We start from the raw sequence: 22,667 nt of genomic DNA on the forward strand, positions 1-22,667 counted from the left end.
GTGGCGTCCATGCTTAGAACCATCGGGATGATGAGCGGCACCTCCCTCGACGGGGTGGACGCCGCCTGGGTGGAAACGGACGGCGAGCGGATCGGCCGCCTCGGCCCGCGGCTGACCCTGCCCTACGACGACGGCCTGCGCCGCGACCTCCGGGCCTTGCTGGACCGGGCGAACGCCGCCGCCGCCGGCAACGGCCTGCCGCCGGACGACCCGCTCCTGCTCGACTGCGTCCGGCGCCTCACCCTCCGCCATGCCGAAGCGGTGGCCGCCGTCGCCGAGGACGCGGACCTGATCGGGTTCCACGGCCAGACCATCCTGCATCGGCCGGCGGGCCGGGGCGGCGGCCTCACGTGGCAGGTGGGCGACGCCGCCTTGCTGGCCGAACTAACCGGCAAGCCGGTCGCGCACGATTTCCGCTCCGCCGATGTGGCCGCGGGCGGGCAGGGGGCGCCGCTGGTGCCGGTGTTCCACGCGGCTTTGGCCGCGGAGCTGCCCAAGCCGCTCGCCGTGCTGAACCTGGGTGGTGTGGGCAACGTCACCTGGATCGGGGCCAACGGGGCGCTGGTCGCCTTCGACACCGGGCCGGCGAACGGCCCTTTGGACGACTGGGCCCGCCGCCACACCGGCGCGGCTTGCGACTGGGACGGCGCCTTGGCGGCCGCCGGGGAAGCGCACCCGGAGGTGCTGGCGAGGCTGCTGGCGCACCCCTTCTTTTCGCTGCCGCCGCCCAAGTCGCTGGACCGGCTCGATTTCGGTCGCGTCCTCCGGGAGTCCGGCGCCGAGGGCCTGCCGGCCGCGGATGGCGCCGCGACGCTGGTCGCGTTCTGCGCCGGCTCGGTCGCGGCCGGGCTCCGCCACCTGCCCGCGCCGCCGCGGGAATGGCTGGTCGGTGGCGGCGGGCGGCGCAACGCGGCGGTGATGCGCGCCCTCCAGGCGGCCCTGCCGCAGCCGGTGCGTCCGGCAGAAGCGGTGGGCTGGGACGGCGATGCCTTGGAGGCCCAAGCCTTCGGCGTGCTCGCTGCCCGGGTCGCGCGCGGCCTGCCGCTGACCTTCCCCGGCACCACCGGCGCGCCGCGCCCGCTGCCCGGCGGGAGTTTGATCGGCCGGCTGCCGTGATCGCGCGGCGCCGTTGTTGGCGGCCCGTGGCGGCCGGCCCATAAGGGGCCGGATGGACCCAGACGCGGTGCGCTGCGACGTGGCGGTGGTCGGCGGCGGCTTGGTCGGCGCGGCTGTCGCGCGCGGCTTGGCAGGGCGCGGCTTGTCAACGGCGATCCTGGACGAAGGCGACGTGGCGCACCGGGCGAGCCGCGGCAACTTCGCGCTGGTCTGGGTCCAATCGAAGGGCCTCGGGATGGCGCGCTACGGCGCGTGGACGCGCCTCTCGTCCGATGCCTGGGGCGGCTTCGCGCGTGAGTTGCGCGAGGAGACCGGTACCGACGTCGCCCACCGGCGGCCCGGCGGCTTCTCCCTCGCCTTGTCACAGGAGGAGTTGGAAAAGCGCCAGTCAGCGTTGGTCCGGATGCACAACCAGCCCGGCTGGATCCCCTACGATTTCGAGGTTCTCGACCGCGCCGCGGTGGAGCGCGAATTTCCGGATGTCGGGTTGGACGTGGCGGGTGCCGTTTATTGCCCCTTGGACGGCCACGTGAACTCGCTCCGCTTGTTCCGGGCGCTGCACGAGAGCTTCCGGGCGCGCGGCGGGCGTTATCTGCCGGAACGGCCTGTGGAGGGGATCGCGCGCGACGGCGCGGGCTTCCGGATCAAGACGGCAAGGGGGCCGGTGCTGGCCGGCCGCGTGGTGCTGGCGGCCGGCATCGGCAATGCGCGCCTGGCGCCCATGGTCGGCCTCTCGGCCCCCGTGCGGCCGCAGCGCGGGCAGGTGCTGGTGACGGAGCGCTGCGCGCCGTTCCTGTCGCACCCGATGGTCACGCTGCGGCAGACCGACGAGGGGAGCGTGATGATCGGCGACAGCGCCGAGGAAGCGGGCCTGGACGAGCGGATCGGCCTCGGCGTGCTCGGCGCGATGGCGGAGCGCGCGGTGCGGATGTTCCCCAAGGTCGGCCGGCTCAACGTGGTGCGGAGCTGGGCGGCGCTGCGGGTGATGACGCGCGACGGCTTCCCCGTCTACGACCGATCCGAGGACGCGCCCGGCGCCTTCCTCGCCACCTGCCACAGCGGCGTGACGCTCGCCGCGGCGCATTCGGGGCCGCTCGCCGCGATGATCGCGGACGGTGCGCTCGCGGCCGACATGGCGCCGTTCTCGGCGCGGAGGTTCGATGTTCCGGCGGCTGCCTGACGCGGCGGCGGCCGCGCGCGAACTGCCCTTCACCCTGGACGGCGAGCCGGTGAGCGGGCGCGAAGGGGACACGGTGGCCGCTGCGCTGCTCGCGCTCGGCCGGCGGGCCTTCCGGCGGACGGCGGTGTCGGGCGCGGAGCGCGGGCCGTGGTGCCTGATGGGCGTGTGCCACGATTGCTTGGTCACCATCGACGGCGCCGGCAACGCGCAAAGCTGCCTGGTGCCGCTGCGCGCCGGCATGGCGGTGGAAACGCAGCGGGGCCGGCGCGAGGTCGGGCGGTGACGGCCCTCCCGCGCGACGCCTACGACGTCGTCGTGGTCGGTGCCGGCCCGGCGGGCATGGCGGCGGCGGCCGAAGCGGCGACGGCCCGCGTTTCCGTGCTGGTGGCGGACGACAACCCGGCCGCCGGCGGCCAAGTTTGGCGGGCAGCGGCAGCCGGCCCGCTCGCGGACGGGCGCGTGCTCGGCAAGGACTACGCGGCTGGCGGCGGCGCCGCCACGCGCGCTTTCGCCGGCTTGGCAGGCGCGGTGGACCACCTGCCGCGCGCCCAGGTCTGGCACCTCGACGACCGGCTGGAACTCGGCCTGACCCTGCCGGACTGCGGCGGCGCGGCGGTGGTACGAGCCGGGCGCGTGGTGCTGGCGACCGGGGCGCTGGAGCGCCCGGTGCCGGTGCCGGGCTGGACCTTGCCGGGCTTGATGAGCGTCGGCGCGGCGCAAACGGCGTTGAAGGCGCACGGGATGGTGCCGGATGGCCGGTACGCGCTCGCGGGCTGCGGGCCGTTGCTGTGGCTCTACGCGGCGCAGGCGGCGGCGGCCGGGGCGCCGCCGGCGTTGGTGCTCGACACCACCCCGCGGGAGAACCGCCGCGTAGCGGCGCGGCACCTGCCGGCCTTCCTGCTGAGCCCCTACGCGCGCAAGGGCCTGCCGCTGCTTCTCCGCGCGCGCCGCGCCGTGCCCGTCGTGGCCGGCGTGGACGGCTTTCGGATCGAACGCGCCAGCGGCGGGGTGCGCTTGTTCTGGACGCGCGGCCAGCGCGGAGAGGATTCGGCGACCTTCGCCGCGGTGCTGCTGCACCACGGCGTCACGCCGAACCTCAACCTCGCCGTTGCCGCCGGCTGCGGGTTGGGGTGGCAGGAGGCGAACGCCTGCTTCGCTCCGCGCACCGACTGCTGGGGCCGCACCACCGTCCCCGGCGTGCTGTTGGCCGGCGACGGCGCGGGCATCGCTGGCGCGGAAGCGGCGGCGCTCAGCGGGCGCATCGCCGCGCTGGCGGCGCTCGCCGACCTCCGCGCCGTGTCCGAAGCGGAGCGCGACGGCCGCGCCGCGCCTTTTCGCGCAGAGCGCGCCCGATGGCTGCGCGGGCGCCCCTTCCTCGACACGCTATACCGCCCCGCGCCGCGGTTCCGCTCGGCCGCGCCGGACGCGGTGGCGTGCCGCTGCGAGGAGGTGACGGGCGCGCAGGTCGCCGAGGCCGCCCGGCTCGGCGCCACCGGCCCGAACCAGCTCAAGGCTTGGCTGCGCTGCGGCATGGGGCCGTGCCAGGGCCGGATGTGCGGCCTCACCGTGACGGAAACCATCGCCACGGCGCGCGGCGTCACGCCCGCCGAGGTGGGCTACCTCCGCCTGCGGGCGCCCGTGCGGCCCGTGACCCTGGCGCAGGTGGCGTCGCTGCCGCGCACCGAGGCCGAGCGGCGCGCGGTGGAGCGGCTGTGACGGGACCGCCTGTCAGGCGTAGCTGGTGCCGACGGCGTGGTGCCCGGTGCGGGTGTTCTGCGTCAGGTCCACGCCCAAGCCTTCCAGGGCTTGGCTGACGGCCCGCAGCGTCTCCTGCCGAACGTTCCTGCGGCCTTGCTCGATTTTGGAGATGGTCGAAGGGGACAGGCCTGCCGCCGCGGCGAGCTGAGGCTGGCCGAGGCCCGCCAGCATCCGCGCGGCCGCGAACACCCGGCCCCGCGCGACGAGGGGACTGAGTTGCATCGGATCGCTCCGTGTTTCTGTGGCACAGAGATGGTGATCGCGGCCCTTCTCTGCAATCTTGAAATGAGCGTAAGTACCGAATTTGCCGAAGCTTTTTGCCAAATCTCGGCCGCCCGGAACGGGACGGGCGCAGCGGTTCGGGCGCTCAGCGAAGCGAGGAATTCGCGCGGGGCGTGGGGTTGGCAAGGCGCAAACCCAGCAACGCCGCCAAAGCGGCCAGGGACAGCCCGGAGGTCACGACCACCGCTGCGACCGCGCCGGCGCTCTCCAACAGCCAACCGAAAGCGAAGGGCGCCAAGGCTTGCAGCAACCGTGCGGGCGCGGTGATCCGGCCCTGGACGGCGCCGTAGCCGGCAGGCCCGAACACCGCCAGCGGCAGGGTGCCCCTTGCGACCGTCATAACCCCGTTCCCGGCCCCGTGCAGCAGCGCGAAGGCCACCGCTCCGAGGCCACCCGGGAACAACAGCAGCGCCGCCGTACCCAACGGGTGGCCCAGCGCCGCGAGCTTCGCGGACACCGACGGGTGGGCTCGGCGCAGCAGGCCGAATTCGGCGAGCCGCGCCCCGACCTGGGCGGGTCCGATCAGCGCCGCGGCGGCGACCGCCTCGGCCGCGTCGGCCCCGGCCGCGCGGAGCAGCCCCGGGAGGTGCGCTGCCATGGCGCCCGCGACGAACGACACGGCGGCGAAGGTGCCGGCGAGCAACGGCGCGGCGAACCGGGGCGGCGGCGGCACGGCGTCGTCGCCCCGGTTCGCCGCGCCGGCCTCCGCTTCCGGCCGAACCGTGCGGCGCGGCACCAGCAGGAGGTTCAGCGGCAGGGCGAGCGCCAGGTTCAGCCCCGCCCAAACCACGCAAGCCCCGCGCCAGCCGAGTCGCTCCTCGCAAAAGGCGGAGATCGGCCATGCCACGGTGCTGGCGAAGCCCGCGATCAGCGTGATCCCGGTGATCGCGCCTCGCGCCTCGCGCCCGTACAGCCACGCGAGCGTGGCGAAAGCGGCGTCGTAGAGGCCGAGCGCCATGCCGCCGCCGAGCACCATCCAGCCGGCGCCCAGCGCCGCAGGGCCTTGCGCTGCGGCGAGCAGGCACAGTCCGGAGGCCAGCAGAACGTTTGACCAAGCCAGCACCGGCCGCCCGCCCCGCCGGTCTATCGCCCGGCCGACCCGAGGGCCGAGCAGCGCGGCCAAGACCAACGCCGCCGAGAAGGCGCCGAACACCCAGGGCGGGGCGAGGCCGAAGTCACGTGCCATCGGTTCTGCCAGGATGGCCGGCAGGTAGTAGGAGGAGCCCCAGGAAACGGTCTGCGACGTCCCGAGCGCTACCACGACGACGCGGCGGCCGCGCGCGTTCACCCGCGGCAAGCGCGGCGCGCGCCGGCGACGATCCATGCATCGCCAGGGACAGAATCCTGCCCGTGCGGCCCCGGTGGCGGCGTGGGCGCGGGGATGCGGGCGCCGTTCCTCATGCCGCGACCATACGCGCGTCGGCGGGCCGGGAAAGGCCCGTGCGTCCAGGGCACGGCTTGCGCGTCGGAGGAAGCGGCGTGAAGGTGCCGCCGCGCGCGCCGGGACGGCGCGAGAAGTCGGGAGAACAAGGCATGAAGACGCGCGCGGCGGTGGCTTGGGAGGCGAACAAGCCGCTTTCGATCGAAGAGGTCGAACTCGACAGCCCCAAGGCCGGCGAGGTGCTGGTCGAGATCAAGGCGACCGGCGTTTGCCACACCGACGCCTACACGCTGTCCGGCCTCGACTCCGAGGGCAAGTTCCCCTGCATCCTCGGCCACGAGGGCGCCGGGATCGTGCGCGAAGTCGGCGCGGGCGTCACCTCCGTGAAGGCCGGCGACCACATCATCCCGCTCTACACGCCGGAATGCCGGCAGTGCAAAACCTGCCTGTCGCAGCGCAGCAACCTCTGCACGGCCATCCGCTCGACGCAGGGCCAGGGCATGATGCCGGACGGCACCAGCCGCTTCTCCTGCGACAGCCCGAACAAGCCGCTCTGGCACTATATGGGGTGCAGCACCTTCTCGAACTTCACCGTGCTGCCGGAGATCGCGGTGGCGAAGGTCCGCGAGGACGCGCCCTTCGACAAGATCTGCTACATCGGCTGCGGCGTGACCACCGGCATCGGCGCCGTGGTCTACACGGCGAAGGTGTGGCCGGGCGCGAACGTCGTGGTGTTCGGCCTGGGCGGCATCGGGCTGAACGTCATCCAGGGCGCGCGCATGGTGGGGGCCGACAAGATCGTCGGCGTGGACCTGAACCCTGCGAAAGCCGAGATGGCGAAGAAGTTCGGCATGACCCACTTCGTCAACCCGGACGAGGTCGGCCGCGACAAGGTGGTGCAGGCCATCCAGGACCTGACGGACGGCGGCGCCGACTTCTCCTTCGAGTGCGTGGGCAACGTCAACACCATGCGCCAGGCGTTGGAGTGCTGCCACCGCGGCTGGGGAACCAGCGTCATCATCGGCGTGGCGCCCTCCGGCACCGAGATCAGCACCCGCCCGTTCCAGCTCGTCACCGGCCGCAACTGGCGCGGCTCCGCTTTCGGCGGCGCGCGGGGGCGGACGGACGTGCCGAAGATCGTGGACTGGTACATGGAAGGGAAGATCGACATCGACAGCCTGATCACCCACACCATGCCGCTCGAACAGATCAACCACGCCTTCGACCTGATGCACGAGGGCAAGTCCATACGCTCCGTCGTGGTGTACTGAGCCGTGGCGGAAGCGTTGGAGACCGTCTCCCGCAACCGCTGCTTCGGGGGCGAGCAGCGCGTGTACCGCCACCGCTCGGCCGAGACGGGCACCGACATGCGGTTCGCCGCCTTCCTGCCGCCGCAGGCGGGGGAGGGGCGGCGCGTCCCGGTGGTGTGGTTCCTCGCCGGGCTGACCTGCACGGAAGAGAACTTCACCGTGAAGGCCGGGGCGCAGCGCGTGGCGGCGGATCTCGGGCTGATGCTGATCGCGCCCGACACCAGCCCCCGTGGCGAGAGCGTGCCCGACGACCCGCAAGGCGCCTACGACTTCGGCCTCGGCGCCGGCTTCTACGTGGACGCGACGCAGGAGCCTTGGTCGAAGCACTACCGCATGGAGAGCTATGTCGCGCGCGAACTGCCGGCGTTGGTCGAATCGGCGCTGCCGGCCGACATGGGCCGGCAGGGCATCATGGGGCATTCCATGGGCGGGCACGGCGCGATCACCATCGCGCTCCGCAACCCCGGGCGCTTCGCGGCGGTGTCCGCCTTCGCGCCCATCTCCTCGCCGGTGAATTGCCCTTGGGGCGAGAAGGCGCTCGGTGGCTATCTCGGCCCCGACCGCGCCAAATGGCGCGAGCACGACAGTTGCGCGCTGATCGAGGGCGGAGCGCGCGTGCCCGACCTCATGGTGGACCAGGGCACGGCGGACAATTTCCTCGAAGCTCAGCTCAAGCCGCAGCTCCTTGAGGCCGCCTGCGCCCGCGCCGGCATACCGCTGACGCTGCGGCGACAGGAGGGGTACGACCATTCGTACTTCTTCATCGCGTCCTTCGTGGAGGACCACCTGCGCTGGCACGCCGAACGGCTGCGCAGGGCGCCGCACCCTTGAGGCGCGGGTAGCGACTGGGCCGCGCGGCTTGCCGGACCGAACCAGGGCGGGACAAGCTCCGGTTCCCGTCCGGCGAGCGCATGGGCACCAGGGAGGGAACGGAAAGGGTGATCGACCGGCCGACGACGCCGGGCAGGGGGGCGGCGCGCCCCGCCGTCGCGCGGGACACGCGGCCGGGCCGCCGTCGCTTGGCGAACGGGCCGTCGTCATGGCGCTTCGGTTGCAGCGCCTCCGCCTCGCTCGCGCTGCACGCGGCGGCTGCCGTGGCCGTGGCGGCGGCGATGGCGTGGCGCGCCGCGCCGGTGGCGGCTCCGCCCGAAGCCGCATTGCAGGTTGTTTGGCTCGACGCGCGCCCTGCGCCGGCGCCCGACGCCGGTCCGCCAGTCGAACCGCCGGAGCCGCCGTCGCGCGAAGCCCTTCCGCCAGCCGCCCCGGTGGCGGAGGCCGCGGCAGACGGCCTCGAGCCGGAGGACGCGCTCGCCACCATGCTCCCGGACTCCTTCGCTGCGCCGCTCGCCGCGTCCACCGACGCGGCCGTGCCGCTGGACGCTCCATTTCCGGCCCCACCCGCAGACGCGCCTCCATCACTCGCGCCGCCGGCGCCGCCGGCTGCCGACTCCGAACCAACGGCGTTGGCCGAAGCGACGCCCGCGACGCCGCACGCGCCGGTCCGCCCGACCGACGACGCGCCAGCGGAAGCCGGCCCTCCGGCGTCTGCACCAGAGGCGGCATCGCACATCGATGCGCCACCGGCCCGCGCCGCAGACCGGGGGACCGCGCTGGCCGCGCTCGCGGTGCCGCTCCCACCGCCTCCGCCGCCGCCTTCGGCCGAGGAGGCGCCGTCCGCCCTGCCTCCTCCTCGCGCCGCGCCGCGCGAACGCCCCCCTCGACGGCCGGCGCCGGACACCGCGGCACCGCGGGGCAGGACCGGCCTGCCTGAAGCGCCGCAGGCCCAAGCTGTGGTGCCAGCCGCGCCGGCACCTCCCGCCGAGGCGCCGTTCGCATCGGGTCCGCCGCGCTTCCGCCGCCCGCCGACGCCGCCGGAGTACCCCGCGCAGGCGCGCGAACGCGGCGACGAGGGCATGGTCGGACTCCGTTTGCTGGTCGGCGCCGACGGCGCGACGCGGGAGGTCCGCCTGCACCGCAGTTCCGGGAACCGCCTGCTCGACGAAGCCGCCATCGCCGCCGCCCGGCGCTGGGAGGTCGAGCCTGCCAGCATGGGCGGGCGTCGCACGGACGCATGGGTAGAGGTGCCGGTGCGCTTCCGCCTGGAGCGGTGAAGCCGGGCGCGCCGCCCGGCGCCTATGCCAGCGCCGCCGCGGGCGCGGCCGCCTTGCCGCGGAACGCTCCCCCTTCCACGTCCGCCGCGGCGAAGCCCCGGTCCACGTCCAGCCCCGTCACCCACCAATCGTGCACGGGCATCTGCAACGGCCGGAGCAGCCGCTCATGGAAGCGCGTCGGCCAACGCACGCCGTGCCGGGCGAGGTGGTCGTAGGCGTCCACCTCCGCGACCGCTCCCCGCGTGGACTCCATGCCGTCGAGGGAGAAGCGCACGCGGCGCATCAATCCTTCCTCCCTGTCCAAGAACAACGCGACCCGGTCGGACGCCGCCAAGCCCAGCCCCGGCGCCATCCGGCCGCGCAGCACGTCGCAGGCGAAAGGCCGGCCGCCGACGACGATGTCGCCCGCGCCGCCCACCTCCAGCGCCACGGAGCGCGGCGCGCCCCAACCGCCCGTGACGAGCAGCATCGGCCCGAGCAGGAACAGCGCGTAGGCGTCGGAGACGAGCGCCGCCGCGGCGCGCCGGTCCGGGTCCTTCGCCTCTTCCCCGTCGAACCAGACCCGCACATCGCCGCCGGCTCGGCGCGCCACCGCCTTCCGCCCCTCCGGCCCCGTGTGCGCCTGCGCCACCAAGCCGGCGCGCGGCAGCAACCGCTCCTCGGAGCGCTGACGGCGTCCGCGGTCGACGAGGACCGGCTGCAGCCGGTCGATGAGGGGCGCCCAGGTCCCGTCGTACCCGACGCTGAGGTCGCGGAACTCGCTGAAGGCCGCGAGCCCGTGCGCCGCAGCGGACCGCTCCAGCAGCGCTCGCGCTTCCGGCGCCGTCCCGGGCCGCGACGGTTCCGGCAGCGCCCCGGCACATCCCGCCAGCGCGGAGGCGCCGACGAGGGCGCGCCGCCGCGTCAGAACACCACCCGCACACCGCCGAAGAAGGTGCGCGGCAGGCCGGGGGTGACGGTGCGGGGGTCAGACAAGCCGAGGCCGAGCGACTCCGCCGTGCCCAGCTCGTAGAGCGTGCCGAAGGAGGCGAACCGCTTGTCGAACAGGTTGCGGACGAGGCCGTACAGCTCCACGCCGGGGCCGACGCGCAAAGAGGTGCGGAGGTTCACCAGCGCGTAGCCGTCGAGCTTGCCGAGCTGGTTGCCCTCGTCCCCGCGCAGGTACTGGCCGGAATTGTAGATCACGTTGCCGCCGAGCGACCATGGCGGGATGGGGCGCCACTCCGCGTCGAAGCGGATGCGGTGGCGCGGGATGCCAGGGATGCGGTCCCCGCGCTCCACGAGGATGGCGCCGTCCTCGTCGGCGAAGGGGTTGTTCGGGCTCGGCAGCCGCTGCCCCGTGCGGAAGGTCGCGTCGATCAGCGCGTAATCGAGGCCGAACGCCAGCCGGTCGTTCCGCCACGACAGCCCGGCCTCGATGCCTTGCCGCCGCGTGTCGCCGGCGTTCTGGAAGAAGCCGCGCCCCTGGATATCGCTTTGCACCAGGAGGATGTCGTCCTCCAGGCCGGTGCGGAACAGGCCGAGGTTCCAGCGGAGGCGGCCGTTGAGGCCCAGGCGCTCCGTCCCGACGGCGCCGCGCACGCCCGCCTCGAAGGTGCGGCTGACAACCTGCCTCAAGGGCGGGTCGGCGAGGAAGAAGGCCCCCAGCAAGCACGGGAGGAGCGGGTCGGCGCAGGACAGCTCGGCCGGCGAGGGCGCGCGGTTCGCCTCGGAGTAGCCGAAGTAGGCCGTGGCGCTGTCCACGAAGCGCCACGTCACCCCGGCCGCGGGATTGAAGCGTGAAAAGTCGTGCCGGCCGTTCAACGCCGTGCCGATGCGGTCTCGCAGCTCGATGTCAGCGTAATTCCAGCGGCCGCCGACGGTGGCCGAGACGCGCGGCAGCACGTCCAGAGTGGCGCTGCCGTAGAGCCCGACGTAATCGTTCGTGGAGCGCAGGCGCACCGGCGCTATCCCGGCGTCCGGCTGGTCGAGGATGATGCCGAAGGCCGTGACGGAGCGGCTCGGCGTGATGGCGCCGAACTCGCTGGTGCCGCTGAATTCGGTGTTGCCGCGGTCGTAGGACGCGCCGACCACCGCGCGCAGGGGCATGCCGAACACCGGCGCATCATAAACAGCCTGCGCCGACCCGCCCACGCCGGTGCTGTTGGTGCGCGTGCGGTTCACCGCACCGGGAGGCGCGCCGCCGAGGATGCCGGCCGACAAGGGGGCGCGGCCCGGGCCGAGCAGCGGCGGCCCGTCGTCCAGGCAGAGCAGTCCGGCGGTCTCGTCGTCCTCGCAGGCCTCGACGTCGGCCAGATCGCCGTTCGTGGTGCGCTGGCGGAACTCGCGGATGTAGGCCGTCGCTTGGAGCGAAAGCGCGTCGGTGAGGGCATAGGTGCCGCGCGCCTGCAAGGTGAGCAGCCGGTTGCGCGTCTGGTCGGGGTAGGTGAACACCTCTCGGCGGCCTTGGCGCAGCAGCTCGACCGGCGCCGGGCCGTTGCCGCTCAGGCTGTTGCTGCCGTGGCCGATGGAGAGGTTGAGCGTCGCGCGCTCGCCCTGCCAACCGAGGTCGCCGTAGAGCCGCCGGACGCGGGACGGCGAGAAACGCCGGTAGCCGTCGTCGTCGAGCCCCTCCACCGCGAAGTAGGCGGCGACGTTGCCGACCTGCTTGCCGGCGTGCAGCCCGAGGGCGCGGCGACCGTAGGAGCCGCCCGAAAGGTCGATCTCGGCGCCCTGGAAGTCGAACCCGGTCCGCATGCGCAGCGCAACGGCGCCGCCGACGGCGTTCAGGCCGAACAGGGGGTTTGAGCCTGTCACGTCGATGTCGCGTATGGCGATGTCCGGGATCAGGTCCCATTGCACCGTGTCGCCGAACGCCTCGTTGATGCGCACCCCGTTCTGGTACACGGCGATCCCCTGCGGCGTGCCGAGCAGCGGCGAGGCGGAGAAGCCGCGTATCTGCACGTCCGGCTGGAAGGGGTTGCCCCCAGTGTCGTTGCGCGTGACGGAGGCCGAGGTGCGCTCCAGCGTTTCGGTCAGGCCGCCGCCGATGAGCCGCCCGTCGCGCGCCAGATCCGGGGCGGAAAGGGTGCGTGGGTTGCCCGGTATCCGGTCCCGCGGCAAGCCGCTGCCGGGGAGCGGCGCGACGCCCACCGATTCCACCGCGGGCAGCGACCCGGCCGTCGCCGCCTCCGCCCGCTGCGGCTCCTGCGCCTCGGCGACTGCAGGAAGGACCGCGGCGGCGGCGGTCAGCGCCACGGCGGCTGCGCGGGCCCGTTCGCGCACCGCCCCGGCCCACGCCGCCCCATGCGCTTGCGCCCATCGCGCCAAGTGCCCCTCCTTCCGCCTTCCCGAGCGAAAGGGAACAAACCCGCAGGAGGCGGTGCGGTAAACCCGGCGCGCAACGAACCGTTTCCGCTGTGGCAAGCACGACACGCTCGGGCACGAGGCCCGGACCGCGCCGCGCGTCACCGCGACGGCTGGTTCTGTCCGGGCGCCTGCTCCGCGAGCAGACGGTTGCGCAGCAACCAACGCAGGCCGTGGTTCCAGCTCTCGTCGGTGTTGCCGCGGATCTCGGCGCTGTGCACCGCCCGCGTCCCCCCGCCCGGCGCCGCTTCGCGCAGCGCCATCGTGATGCTCAGGATGAGGTTGCTCACCTTGTGGACGGTGGTCACCAGGGCGAGGTCGGCGCCGAGTTCCGCCGCCGCGTCGGGCGCGCAGGTGCCGCAATCGCGCAGCGACGGCCCTCCTTGGAGGCGGGCGCGGACCGGCGCGGTGTCCACCACCTCGAAGCGCCCGGAGTCCTGCAGCGCCGCGCGCAGCCGCTCCCCGATCATGGCGAGCCGCTTCTGCTGGTCGTCCCGGACGCCTTCGCCGGAGGTGTCGTACAGCTCCGGGTCGAACACCGCGACCCGCTCCGCCGCCCCGGCGCCCCCGGCCGCGAGCAGCGCCGCGCACGCCGCGGCGCACATCCTTGACGTGTGTGTTCTTGAGCGCATCGTCCCTCCGCCGCCGCGTGCCGCGCCGGCAGTATAGGAGGCGATCCGCTGCACGAAAGGCGTTGGCGGCCGGCTGGTGGAGGTAGCGCCGTGCCGGCGTCGGCGGCGTGGCCGCGCCGCGCGGCGCTGGCCGCCTTCTTCGGGACCGTGTGCGCGGCGGCGCGGGCGCCCGCGGCGGAAGGCGCGCCGGCGATCAGCGTCGGCTTCGTTTCCCTGCGCGCGGCGCGGCGCCTGCCCAACACCTTCCTCGATCCGCCGCCGGAAGACGAAGGCGTGCAGGGCGCGCGGCTCGGTATCGCCGACAACGCCACCACCGGGCGCTTCACCGGCCAGCGCTTCGCGCTCGAGGAGCGCGCCGTGCGCGAGCCGGAAGAGGCGTTGGAGGCCGTCCGGGGCCTGCTCGCCGCCGGACTCCGCTTCGTGGTCGCCGACCTGCCCGCGCCGGTGCTGCTCCGGGCGGCGGACCTGCCGGAGGCCGCCGCGGCAACGTTGCTCAACGCCGGCGCGACGGACGACGCGCTGCGCAACGAGGAGTGCAGGCGCAACCTGCTCCACCCCGCGCCGTCCCGCGCCATGCTGGCCGACGCGCTGGCGCAGTTCCTGGCGGCGAAGCGTTGGCGGAACGTGTTCCTGGCGGTCGGTCCGGGCGAGGGGGACCGCCTGTACGCCGAAGCGGTGCGCCGCGCCTCGAGGAAGTTCGGCCTGCGCGTCGTCGCCGACAAGCCCTGGACCCACGACCCGGGCGCCCAGCGCACCGACACGGGCCACGTCTCGGTGGCGGCGGAAGCCGCGCGCTTCACCCAGGGCGCGCCGTCCCACGACCTTCTGGTGGTGGCCGATGAGGCGGGGCTCTGGGGCGACAACCTGGCGTGGCGCACCGCCGACCCGCGGCCGGTCGCCGGCACCCACGGGCTGGTCCCGACCATCTGGGCCCGCCCGCACGAGTTGTGGGGCGCGACGCAACTCCAGCGCCGGTTCCGCGCCCTCGCCAACCGATGGATGACACCGCTGGACCACGCCGCTTGGCTGGCGGTGCGCGCGGTCGGCGAAGCCGCGACGCGGACGCGTTCCACAGACCCGGCGGCGGTGGCCGCCTACCTGCGCGGCCCTGAGTTCGAACTGGCCGGCTTCAAAGGCACGCGCTTGTCCTTCCGCGACTGGGATGGGCAACTGCGCCAGCCCATATTGCTTGCCGGGCCGCGTGAACTGGTGTCGGTTTCGCCGCAGCCCGGCTTCCAGCACCAGTTCTCCGAACTGGACACGCTCGGCACCGACAAGCCGGAGACACGATGCCGCCCACGCTGACCCGCCTCGCCGCGATCGCGCTTGGCCTGCTCTTCTTCCCGGCCGCCGCCGCGCGCGCCGAGACCGTCCTCGTTTCCAACGAGAAGGACAACACCGTCACGGTTCTGGACGGCGCCACCCTCCGCGTCGTCCGCACGGTGGCCGTAGGGGAGCGGCCGCGCGGCATCGCGCTGTCCCGCGACAAGCGGCAGCTCTACATCTGCGCCGGCGACAGCGACCGGGTGGACGTGCTCGACCTCCAGACCTGGCGCGTGGTGCGCCACCTGCCCTCCGGCTCCGACCCGGAACTGGCCGCCCTCCACCCGGACGGCCGCCGCCTGTTCGTCGCCAACGAGGACGACAACATGGTGACGGTGGTGGACGTGGAGCGCGGCTTGGTGCTGAAGGAGATCCCCGTCGGCGTCGAGCCGGAGGGCATGGGCATCAGCCCGGACGGCCGTTTCGTGGTCAACACCTCCGAGACCACGAACATGGCGCACGTGATCGACGCCGACAGCGGCGAGGTGGTGGCGAACGTGCTGGTCGGCGCGCGCCCCCGCGCCGTGGCCTGGGACGCGGACGGGAAGCGGTTCTGGGTGTCCGCCGAGATCGGCGGCACGTTGACCCTGGTCGAGGCGGGCACCTGGCGCCCGGCCGGCGAGGTGTCCTTCGCCGTGCCCGGCGTGCCGTCCGAAGCGATCCAACCCGTGGGCATGGCCTTATCACGCGACGGGACGAAGCTCTTCGTGGCGCTCGGCCCCGCCAACCGCGTCGCGGTGGTGGACACCCGGAGCCTGGCCGTGGAGCGCTACCTCCTTGTCGGGCAGCGCGTGTGGAACTTGGCGCTCTCGCCCGACGGGTCACGGCTCTACACCACCAACGGCGTCAGCAACGACCTGTCGGTGATCGACACCGCGGGGCTGCGCGTCGTGCGCTCCGTGCCCGTGGGGCAAGCGCCCTGGGGCGTGGTGGTGGCGCCGTGACGCCTGCCGCCGGACCGGCCGCGCCGGCGGCGCTGGAGGTGGAGCGCTTGTCCTTCTCTTACGGCAAGCGCCCGGCGCTGCGCGGCGTTGGCTTCCGCGTCATGCCGGGCGAGTTCGCGGTGCTGCTCGGGCCGAACGGCGCGGGCAAGAGCACGCTTTTCTCGCTGGTGACGCGCTTGTTCGATGCCCCGGCGGGGGCCGCCGTCCGGGTTTTCGGCGCTGACCTGAGGCGCGAGCCCGGCAAGGCTCTGGCCGCGCTGGGCGTCGTGTTCCAGCAGCCGACCCTCGACCCCGACCTCTCGGTGCGGGAGTGCCTGCTCTACCATGCGGCGCTGCACGGCCTGCCGGGCGCGGAAGCGCGGGAAAGGGCGGCGCACGAGCTGGACCGCGTCGGCCTCGGCGACCGCGCGGCGGACCGCGTCCGGAACCTGTCCGGCGGGCAGCGCCGGCGCGCGGAGATCGCCCGCGCCCTGCTCACCCGTCCGCGGCTGCTCCTGCTGGACGAACCGACGGTCGGGCTCGACGCAGCGAGCCGCTCCTTCCTGCTCGATCATGTGCGCGGCCTGTGCCGCGACGAGGGGCTCGCCGTGCTGTGGGCGACGCACCTGATCGACGAGGTGGGGGAGGGTGCGCGCGTGTTGGTGCTGCGGGATGGCGAGATCCGGGCGGACGGCGCCGTGCACGAGGTGCTGGCGCAGGCGCGCGGGGCGGCGACCGTGGCCGAGGCCTTCGCCCGGCTGACGGCCGCCCCGGAGCAGCGCGCCCCGGCGGCCGGGGCCGTGGGGCGGGCGGCGTGATCGGCGCGGCCTACCTCCGCTGCCTTGGAGGCGTCGTGCGGCGGGAAGCGCTGCGCTTCGTCCACCAGCGCGGCCGGTTCTTGTCGGCGCTTGTCCGTCCTCTGGTGTGGCTGGCGATCTTCGCGGCCGGCTTCCGCTTCGTGCTCGGAGTCTCGATCAGCCCGCCCTACGAGACCTACGTGCTCTACGAGACGTACATCGCCCCCGGCTTGGCCGCCATGATCCTGCTGTTCCAGGGGATGCAGAGCAGCCTGTCCATGGTGTACGACCGCGAGGTGGGCTCCATGCGCGTGCTGCTGACGAGCCCGTTGCCCCGCTGGTGGCTGCTGCTCTGCAAGCTGCTCGCCGGCGTGCTGGTGGGTGTGCTGCAGTGCTACGTGTTCCTGGTGGTCGCCCGCTTCTGGGAAGTGGAGCCGCCCTTGCTCGGCTACCTCGCCGCGCTGCCGGCGCTGGTGCTGGCCGGCATGATGCTGGGCGCGCTGGGCCTGCTGCTGTCGTCCTGGATCAAGCAACTGGAGAACTTCGCGGGCGTGATGAACTTCGTGATCTTCCCGATGTTCTTCGCTTCCTCGGCGCTGTACCCGCTTTGGCGCGTGCGAGAGGCCAGCCTGCCGCTCTACTGGGCTTGCCTGGCCAACCCCTTCACGCACGCCGTCGAACTGGTCCGTTTCGCCCTGTATCTCCGCTTCGATCCAGTCTCCTTCGCCGTGGTCCTGCTCGCGCTGCTCGCCTTCGGCGCCCTCGCCGTGCTCGGCTACGACCCGCAGCGCGGGATGCTCGCTCGCCGGACGGCCGCCGCGTGAACGGCAAGGCCGCGATCCTCCTTCTCGTGGCCGCGCTGGCGTCCGCCGGTGCCGCGCCCGGCGCCGATTCGGATTGGCCCTGCGCGCAACGCCTCGTGCCTCGCCTCACGGCGGCGGCGCTCTGGCCCGGCCTGGCGCCGGAAGGCGATTGGCGCGCGGAACCGGAGGTGGCGGCGCTGGTCGGGCGCGTCACCCCGCGCGTGGTGCCCGAGCGGGACGGCGTCGCCGCCATCGAGCGGTTCGCCGCGCCGCTCGACCCGCCCGCCCGCAGGCGCCTGCTGCCGCTGGTCTTCGCCGGCGCGCTGGACGAGGCGAATCGGCTGCGGGACGGGCTGATCGAACAGATCCGGCGCTTCGCCCGCCGTCAGCGCGACCTCGCAGAAGGGGTGCGGCGCCTGGAAGCCGAACTGCGCGCCATGCCGGCCGATGCCGGGCCCGCGCGGGAAGAGTTGGAGCAGCGCCGCGCTTTCGCTGCCAAAGCCTTCACCGACGCGAACACTACGGTACGCTTCGCCTGTGAGGCGCCGGTCCGGCTGGAAGCCCGGCTCGGCGCCTACGCCCGCGCCTTGGCGGCGGCACTGCCGACCGATTGACGCACAGCCGCCGCGGCCCGTCAGGGCCCACCGGGCGCGGGTTGCAGGATCTCGGTCGGCAGGCCGGCCGCTTCCCAGCCGTCCGTGCCGTCTCGGTACCACAACACCTCGCGGTAGCCCCAGCCGGCAGCCCGCTTGGCGGCGTTCCAACTCATCCAGCAATCGGCCAGGCAGTAAAACACCACGGGCCGGCCGAGGTCGCCGCCGGTCGCGCGCGCCAAGGAGTCGCGGAACCAAGCGTCGGCTTCTGGCGAAAGGACACCGCGCCCCGCTTCGGGCAGCCAGATGCTGCCCGGGATGCCGAGGCGGGGGCTCGGCCGCCAAAGGGAGCCCGGGGCCAATCCTTCCGGTCGGCGCGGCGCTGGCAGCATGTCCACCCACACCACGTCGCGCTGGCCGAGCAGGGCTCGGGCCTCTTCGGTTCCGATCATCCGGCCGCCGGGCACCGTAGAAGGAGTCGGGGCGCGATAGTCTTGCGTGCGGTAGCCGCCGGCATCGGGCCAAGCGGCACCGTCCGCGGCAGGGGCCGTGCGCGCGAACGGCGGGAACGGCGCCAGGGCGAGGACGATAACTCCCCGGCGCCGGAGCATCACGGCCCCTGCAACCGCCCTTGCGCATCCAACGTCGGCACGCCGTACTCGCGCAGTATGCCGTCGATCTCGCCTTGGCGCTCGCGGATGACGGCGTTGATGCGGCGGCGCCATTCCGGTTCCTGCCCGCGCACCCCCATCGTGATCCGGTAATCCATGCGCGCCGCGCCGGGCTCGGTCGGGAGTGCGCGCATCTCGATCGGTAGGTTCTTGACCTTGGCTTGGTAGCCGGCGATCGGCCCCCAAACGAGGGCCGCGTCCAGGTCGCCCTCGGCCACCGCGCGCACCATGTCCGCCCCCGGCGCCTCGATCCGCGTGTCGACGGCCAGCCGGAAGAAGCGGGTGTTCTCCACCAAGCCGTTGCGCACCAGGAGATCCACCGGCGGCGTGCGGGCCACGGCGCCGAGACGGAGCGACTTCATGCGCGGGTCGTCCAGCCGCTCGGGCGGCGGCTCGCCGCCGCGGCGGAACACCAGGACGTATGTGGTGTGGTAGTAAGGGTTGGTGTTCTGCATCAGGTCGTCGCCGGCGACCGTGCCCATGACCAAGTCGCAGCGCCCGGCCCGGAGGGTGTTCCGCACGAAGCCTTGCACCTGCGGGAAGAACACGTACTCCACTTGGCGCTCCAAGGCGCGAGCCACCAGCGCCGCCACGCGGTTCTCGAAGCCTTCGCCCCGCTCGTTCGAGAAGGGTAGGTTGGACGGGTCGGCGCAGACGCGGAGCGCGTCCGTGGCCACCAACTCCCCCGTTTGGGCGCGCGCCGTAGCGGACGCCGCTGCGAGCAGCGCCACGGCGGCCAGCGGCGCGAAGCGACGGCTGCGGGCCGCGTTCAATTGTCGAACCGTTGCGGACGGCCGCGGCCGAGCACGCCGTCGGAGCGCGCCTTCAAGTAGCCGTAGATATCGTTGATGTAGAGCGCGACGTCCTCGACGTGCCCGAAGGACGGCATGACGTTCTGCTGCGACTGCGTCACGTTCTGCCGGCCGTTGATGACGACCTCGTTGAACTGCTCCTGCGACATGTGCTTGAGCGATTCTGTGAGGTTGGGCGCGTACGAACTGCCGGAACCGTCGGGACCGTGGCAAGCCAAACAGGAGTTGCCATACCGGCGGTAGCCGTTGAAGGTTTCCCGGTCCACGCGGCCGTTCTCCACCTTGTAGGGCTTTTCCTCCTGCGCGTGGCTGGCGGTCGGCGGCGCAGCGGCCAGCCCGAGAAGCAGGGCGCCCGCCGCCGCGACGTTGAGGATCTTCGTTGCCATTGCTTCTGCGTCCCTCCTGCCGGCGCCGCCGCCGGGGCGGGCCGAAACGGATGCGGGCCGGCCCTGTCGAGGAGCCGGCCCGCGCGGGGCGGCCTTTCAAAGGCCGCCCGTGCCTCCAAACCTCAGTCCGGCAGAGCGAAAACCGTCAGCACGCCGCCGAGTTGCGTGTAGTCGGAGAGCGACTTGTAGGCGCCCACCGCGCCGAGGCCCTCGCTGTCGTTCGTCAGGCCGGCCGCCATGCCGATGCCGGCCCAGCCGCCCACCCCGGACAGCACCGCCACGTACTGCTTGCCGCGGTGCGAGAAGGTGTTGACGTTGCCGATGATGCCGGACGGCGTGCGGTAGGAGAACAGCTCCTTGCCGTCGCGCTTGTCCACCGCCTTCAGGTGGCCTTCCAGCGTCCCGTAGAAGACGATGTCGCCCGCAGTGGCCAGGGCGCCGGACCACACCGAGAAGCGCTCGGGCTTGGACCAGACGATCTTGCCCGCCGCCGCGTCCCAGGCGATGAAGTTGCCCAGGTTGTCGGATCCCTTGGGCGGGTACATCGACAGCGTCGCGCCCACGTAGGGCTGGCCGGCGGTGTACGAGACGCGGAACGGCTCGTAGTCCATGCATACGTGGTTCGTCGGCACGTAGAACATGCCCGTCTTCGGCGAGAAGGCCGCCGGCTGCTGGTCCTTGGTGCCGAGCGCGGCCGGGCAGATGTTTTGTACGTTCTTGTCCTCGCCGCCGGCGCGGGTGGAGAACTCCCGCACCACCTGCGGGCGCCCGGTCTCCATGTCTACGTGCGACGCCCAGTTCACCGCGGGGTCGAACTTCTCTGCCACCAGCAACTGGCCGTTCTCGCGGTTGATGGTGTAGGCGAAGCCGTTGCGGTCGAAGTGGACCAGCGCCTTCGCCACCCGCTGCCCGCGAACCGTCAGGTTGTCCACCAGGATCATCTCGTTGACGCCGTCGTAGTCCCATTCGTCGTGCGGCGTCATCTGGTAGACCCACCGGGCCTGGCCCGTGTTGGCGTCGCGGGCGAAGATGGTCATGGACCACTTGTTGTCGCCGGGCCGCTGCGTCGGGTTCCAGGTGCCGGGGTTGCCCGAGCCGTAATAGACGAGGTTCAGGTCGGGGTCGTAGGAGAACCAGCCCCAGGTCGTGCCGCCGCCCAGTTTCCACTGGTCGCCCTGCCAGGAGCTGATGGAGCTGTTCGCGCCCACCGGCCGGCCCATGTGCGTGGTCTTCTGCGGGTCGAACTTGATGTCCTCGTCTGTGCCCACAGAGTAGGCTCGCCACGCCTGCGAGCCGTCGCGCAGGTTGTAGGCGGTGACATGGCCGCGCACGCCGTACTCGCCGCCCGAAATGCCGACGAGGACCTTGTCGCCGAACACCATCGGCGCCATCGTCGAGGTCTCGCCCTTCGCCGGGTCGCCGTTGCGGACCTTCCAGAGTTCCTTGCCGGTCTTGGCGTCTAGCGCGACCAGCGTCGTGTCGGCTTGGCTGAGGATGATCTTGCCGTCGGCGTAGGCTGGGCCGCGGTTCACCGTGTCGCAGCACATCACGCCGATGACGCTCGGGTCCTGCGAAGGCTCGTAGCGCCACAACGCACGGCCCGGGTTGTTCAGGTCGAGAGCGAACACGCGGTTCGGGAACGGCGTGTGGACGTACATGACGTCGCCGATCACGAGCGGCCCGCCCTCGTGCCCGCGCAGAACGCCGGTCGAGAACTGCCAAGACGGCCGCAGGTTCTTAACCGTGTCGCGGTTGATCTGGTTGAGTTCGCTGTAGCGCCAGTTGGCGTAGTTGCCGGTCGGCATGACCCACTGGTTGGGGTCCCGTTGCAGACGCAGCAACTCTTGGTTCGCGGAGGCGCCCGCGGTCCCAAGCGCCACGACGGCCGCGGCCGCCAAGGCAAATGTTCTTACCATCTTGTCACGTCCCTCCACCACCGGCTCGGCCTGATGGGAACGCCCCTCCCGCATTCGTTCGGCAACGAACCGCCGACACGCCGGGAAGGGCTCCGCCATCGAAGCGTCGCTCGGCTACGCCAAACGGTATCGGTCGCCTCCGCCATTGCACAAGCGAGCCGCGGAAGAAGTTTCGCTCACGACTTCGGGAGCGCCGCGCTGCAACCGCCTGATGATCTTGGGGCCGGTGGGTAGGCGCCGCCGGGCGGAGCGTTAAGCTAGGGAGTCGGACACGGAGGGAAAACGCGTGATGGTCCAACGGCGGAGCGTGCTCGCCTTGGCGGCGCCCTTGCTCGGCGGCGCGGCGGAGGCCGATGTGCGCGCCACGTTGTCGCCCGCGCAAACCTTGCTGTTCGAAACGCCGCACCTGGCGTCGCTGCGGCCGCCGGTGCGGCTTGATTACGACTTCCGCCGTGAAGAGCAGGGGAAGGAACCGGTGGCGGACACCATCCGGTTGGAGGTGCGCGCTTCCGCCGGCCAGGACGGCAAGCGCGACGTCTCACCCGAATTCCTGACCGGCTCGCGCGCCCTCCGCTACCCGCCGGCGCTCGGCTTCGGGGGCAACCCTTTGCTGGTCTTCGCGCTCGACCGCGACGTGCGCGAGTTGGGCGCCGCCACCGGCGGCACGCCGAATTGGTTCCGGAACCGCTTCCGCCAAGCGCTGGCGACGGCGGCGGGGGTCCGCGCCGCCGAAATCGAATCCGAGGGCCGTCGCCTCCCGGCCACCGTCGTCGCCCTGGTCCCTTACGCGGGCGAACCGCGCGCCGGCCGCCACCAGGAGCGGCGCTACGCCTTCACGCTGTGCGATGCTTTGCCGGGTTGGTTCCACGCGATCCGGACGGAACTCCCCCCGGCCGCCGGTGGTCTGGGGGCAGTGGTGGAAAGCATAACCTTCGCCGGGACGGCGCCGCTGCCGGAGGGCGCCGGATGACCGGTCCGCGCGCAGCGGCCGCTCTGGCGGCCTCGCTGCTGGCCGGCGCCGCGGGCGCGCCCCGCCCCGCCATCGCCAACGACTTCCCGACGGCGGCGCGCGCCGATTACGTGCTCGGTTGCATGGCGGCCAACGGCAACACGCGCATCGCGCTGGACCGCTGCGCGTGCAGCATCGACGCCATCGCCGAGCTGATCCCCTACGCCCGCTACGAAGAGGCCGATACCGCGTTGCGGATGCAGGCGGGAAACCTCGGCGAGCGGTCCGCCATGTTCCGCGACCCGCCCGGGGTCCGGGCCGCGGTGGAAGACCTCCGCCGCGCGCAGGCGGAAGCGACCTTGCGCTGCTTCCAGTAAGG

General features: G+C 72.9%; 23 protein-coding genes. 14 read left to right on the forward strand and 9 right to left on the reverse strand.

From position 1 onward, the window contains the following. Positions 1 to 9 precede the first annotated feature (9 nt). Genes ABD067_RS07635 through ABD067_RS07650 form a run of 4 tightly spaced genes read left to right on the forward strand, consistent with a single transcriptional unit; the run spans position 10 to position 4,012 of the window. Positions 10 to 1,116, forward strand: a complete 1,107-nt coding sequence (locus ABD067_RS07635; protein ID WP_343894621.1) for an anhydro-N-acetylmuramic acid kinase — start codon at positions 10 to 12, stop codon at positions 1,114 to 1,116. A 52-nt stretch (positions 1,117 to 1,168) separates the two neighbouring features. Next, complete coding sequence (locus ABD067_RS07640) at positions 1,169 to 2,296, forward strand: NAD(P)/FAD-dependent oxidoreductase (RefSeq protein ID WP_343894622.1); 1,128 nt, start codon at positions 1,169 to 1,171, stop codon at positions 2,294 to 2,296. Further along, positions 2,277 to 2,579, forward strand: a complete 303-nt coding sequence (locus tag ABD067_RS07645) for a (2Fe-2S)-binding protein (protein ID WP_343894623.1) — start codon at positions 2,277 to 2,279, stop codon at positions 2,577 to 2,579. Before ABD067_RS07640 ends, ABD067_RS07645 begins: the two co-directional genes overlap by 20 nt. Next, the gene (locus tag ABD067_RS07650) at positions 2,576 to 4,012 is read left to right on the forward strand and encodes a (2Fe-2S)-binding protein (protein ID WP_343894624.1); all 1,437 of its coding nucleotides are present in this window, start codon (positions 2,576 to 2,578) and stop codon (positions 4,010 to 4,012) included. Before ABD067_RS07645 ends, ABD067_RS07650 begins: the two co-directional genes overlap by 4 nt. A 12-nt stretch (positions 4,013 to 4,024) precedes the next feature. Here ABD067_RS07650 and ABD067_RS07655 read toward each other — a convergent pair whose 3' ends face one another. Both ABD067_RS07655 and ABD067_RS07660 read right to left on the reverse strand, forming a co-directional pair. Beyond that, the gene (locus tag ABD067_RS07655; protein ID WP_343894626.1) at positions 4,025 to 4,276 is read right to left on the reverse strand and encodes a helix-turn-helix domain-containing protein; all 252 of its coding nucleotides are present in this window, start codon (positions 4,274 to 4,276) and stop codon (positions 4,025 to 4,027) included. Positions 4,277 to 4,421: 145 nt separating this feature from the next. Next, positions 4,422 to 5,660 carry an MFS transporter gene (locus tag ABD067_RS07660; RefSeq protein WP_343894627.1) on the reverse strand — a complete coding sequence of 413 codons (1,239 nt, stop codon included), beginning with the start codon at positions 5,658 to 5,660 and terminating at the stop codon, positions 4,422 to 4,424. A gap of 209 nt (positions 5,661 to 5,869) precedes the next feature. Between ABD067_RS07660 and ABD067_RS07665 the strand changes: the two genes are divergently transcribed. The 3 genes from ABD067_RS07665 to ABD067_RS07675 all read left to right on the forward strand — a co-directional run bounded on the left by ABD067_RS07665 (position 5,870) and on the right by ABD067_RS07675 (position 9,138). After that, positions 5,870 to 6,988 (forward strand): S-(hydroxymethyl)glutathione dehydrogenase/class III alcohol dehydrogenase, encoded by a 1,119-nt coding sequence (locus tag ABD067_RS07665; RefSeq protein WP_343894628.1) that lies wholly within the window; start codon positions 5,870 to 5,872, stop codon positions 6,986 to 6,988. Between the two features lie 3 nt (positions 6,989 to 6,991). Then, entirely contained in the window at positions 6,992 to 7,858 is an 867-nt protein-coding gene (fghA, locus tag ABD067_RS07670; protein ID WP_343894629.1) for an S-formylglutathione hydrolase, read from the forward strand. 485 nt (positions 7,859 to 8,343) lie between these two features. Beyond that, positions 8,344 to 9,138: an energy transducer TonB gene (locus ABD067_RS07675; RefSeq protein WP_343894735.1), complete on the forward strand. Its 795-nt coding sequence runs from the start codon at positions 8,344 to 8,346 to the stop codon at positions 9,136 to 9,138. 22 nt (positions 9,139 to 9,160) lie between these two features. On the opposite strand, the gene ABD067_RS07680 is transcribed toward ABD067_RS07675, so the two are convergent. From ABD067_RS07680 to ABD067_RS07690, 3 genes are all read right to left on the reverse strand, one after another. Next, positions 9,161 to 9,790 (reverse strand): hypothetical protein, encoded by a 630-nt coding sequence (locus ABD067_RS07680; protein WP_343894630.1) that lies wholly within the window; start codon positions 9,788 to 9,790, stop codon positions 9,161 to 9,163. A gap of 251 nt (positions 9,791 to 10,041) precedes the next feature. Beyond that, positions 10,042 to 12,447: a TonB-dependent receptor gene (locus ABD067_RS07685; RefSeq protein WP_343894631.1), complete on the reverse strand. Its 2,406-nt coding sequence runs from the start codon at positions 12,445 to 12,447 to the stop codon at positions 10,042 to 10,044. Between the two features lie 137 nt (positions 12,448 to 12,584). After that, a complete protein-coding gene (locus ABD067_RS07690; RefSeq protein ID WP_343894632.1) occupies positions 12,585 to 13,088 on the reverse strand; it encodes a DUF3280 domain-containing protein in 504 nt (167 codons plus the stop codon). Between the two features lie 117 nt (positions 13,089 to 13,205). Between ABD067_RS07690 and ABD067_RS07695 the strand changes: the two genes are divergently transcribed. From ABD067_RS07695 to ABD067_RS07715, 5 genes are read left to right on the forward strand one after another with little or no spacing between them, the layout of a single operon-like run. After that, entirely contained in the window at positions 13,206 to 14,420 is a 1,215-nt protein-coding gene (locus tag ABD067_RS07695; RefSeq protein ID WP_343894633.1) for an ABC transporter substrate-binding protein, read from the forward strand. Next, positions 14,405 to 15,382 (forward strand): PQQ-dependent catabolism-associated beta-propeller protein, encoded by a 978-nt coding sequence (locus ABD067_RS07700; protein ID WP_343894634.1) that lies wholly within the window; start codon positions 14,405 to 14,407, stop codon positions 15,380 to 15,382. The genes ABD067_RS07695 and ABD067_RS07700 overlap by 16 nt, the downstream gene beginning before the upstream one ends. Beyond that, positions 15,379 to 16,179: an ATP-binding cassette domain-containing protein gene (locus ABD067_RS07705; RefSeq protein ID WP_343894636.1), complete on the forward strand. Its 801-nt coding sequence runs from the start codon at positions 15,379 to 15,381 to the stop codon at positions 16,177 to 16,179. The genes ABD067_RS07700 and ABD067_RS07705 overlap by 4 nt, the downstream gene beginning before the upstream one ends. Then, the gene (locus ABD067_RS07710) at positions 16,176 to 16,982 is read left to right on the forward strand and encodes an ABC transporter permease (RefSeq protein ID WP_343894638.1); all 807 of its coding nucleotides are present in this window, start codon (positions 16,176 to 16,178) and stop codon (positions 16,980 to 16,982) included. Before ABD067_RS07705 ends, ABD067_RS07710 begins: the two co-directional genes overlap by 4 nt. Next, positions 16,979 to 17,575 carry a hypothetical protein gene (locus ABD067_RS07715; protein ID WP_343894639.1) on the forward strand — a complete coding sequence of 199 codons (597 nt, stop codon included), beginning with the start codon at positions 16,979 to 16,981 and terminating at the stop codon, positions 17,573 to 17,575. The genes ABD067_RS07710 and ABD067_RS07715 overlap by 4 nt, the downstream gene beginning before the upstream one ends. Positions 17,576 to 17,595: 20 nt before the next feature. Here ABD067_RS07715 and ABD067_RS07720 read toward each other — a convergent pair whose 3' ends face one another. The 4 genes from ABD067_RS07720 to ABD067_RS07735 all read right to left on the reverse strand — a co-directional run bounded on the left by ABD067_RS07720 (position 17,596) and on the right by ABD067_RS07735 (position 21,339). After that, positions 17,596 to 18,279 (reverse strand): PQQ-dependent catabolism-associated CXXCW motif protein, encoded by a 684-nt coding sequence (locus ABD067_RS07720; protein WP_343894640.1) that lies wholly within the window; start codon positions 18,277 to 18,279, stop codon positions 17,596 to 17,598. Continuing rightward, positions 18,165 to 18,998, reverse strand: coding sequence for a substrate-binding domain-containing protein (locus ABD067_RS07725; RefSeq protein WP_343894641.1), 834 nt, complete (start codon positions 18,996 to 18,998; stop codon positions 18,165 to 18,167). The genes ABD067_RS07720 and ABD067_RS07725 overlap by 115 nt, the downstream gene beginning before the upstream one ends. Next, the gene (locus ABD067_RS07730; protein WP_343894642.1) at positions 18,995 to 19,423 is read right to left on the reverse strand and encodes a c-type cytochrome; all 429 of its coding nucleotides are present in this window, start codon (positions 19,421 to 19,423) and stop codon (positions 18,995 to 18,997) included. Before ABD067_RS07730 ends, ABD067_RS07725 begins: the two co-directional genes overlap by 4 nt. Positions 19,424 to 19,545: 122 nt before the next feature. Then, entirely contained in the window at positions 19,546 to 21,339 is a 1,794-nt protein-coding gene (locus ABD067_RS07735; protein WP_343894643.1) for a methanol/ethanol family PQQ-dependent dehydrogenase, read from the reverse strand. Positions 21,340 to 21,628: 289 nt separating this feature from the next. Here ABD067_RS07735 and ABD067_RS07740 point away from each other — a divergent pair, with 289 nt between their 5' ends. Both ABD067_RS07740 and ABD067_RS07745 read left to right on the forward strand, forming a co-directional pair. Beyond that, positions 21,629 to 22,309, forward strand: a complete 681-nt coding sequence (locus ABD067_RS07740) for a hypothetical protein (RefSeq protein WP_343894644.1) — start codon at positions 21,629 to 21,631, stop codon at positions 22,307 to 22,309. Beyond that, positions 22,306 to 22,665 carry a hypothetical protein gene (locus tag ABD067_RS07745; protein WP_343894645.1) on the forward strand — a complete coding sequence of 120 codons (360 nt, stop codon included), beginning with the start codon at positions 22,306 to 22,308 and terminating at the stop codon, positions 22,663 to 22,665. Before ABD067_RS07740 ends, ABD067_RS07745 begins: the two co-directional genes overlap by 4 nt. The last annotated feature ends 2 nt before the right edge of the window (positions 22,666 to 22,667 follow it).

Source organism: Craurococcus roseus (assembly GCF_039523795.1).
GTDB lineage: Bacteria > Pseudomonadota > Alphaproteobacteria > Acetobacterales > Acetobacteraceae > Craurococcus > Craurococcus roseus.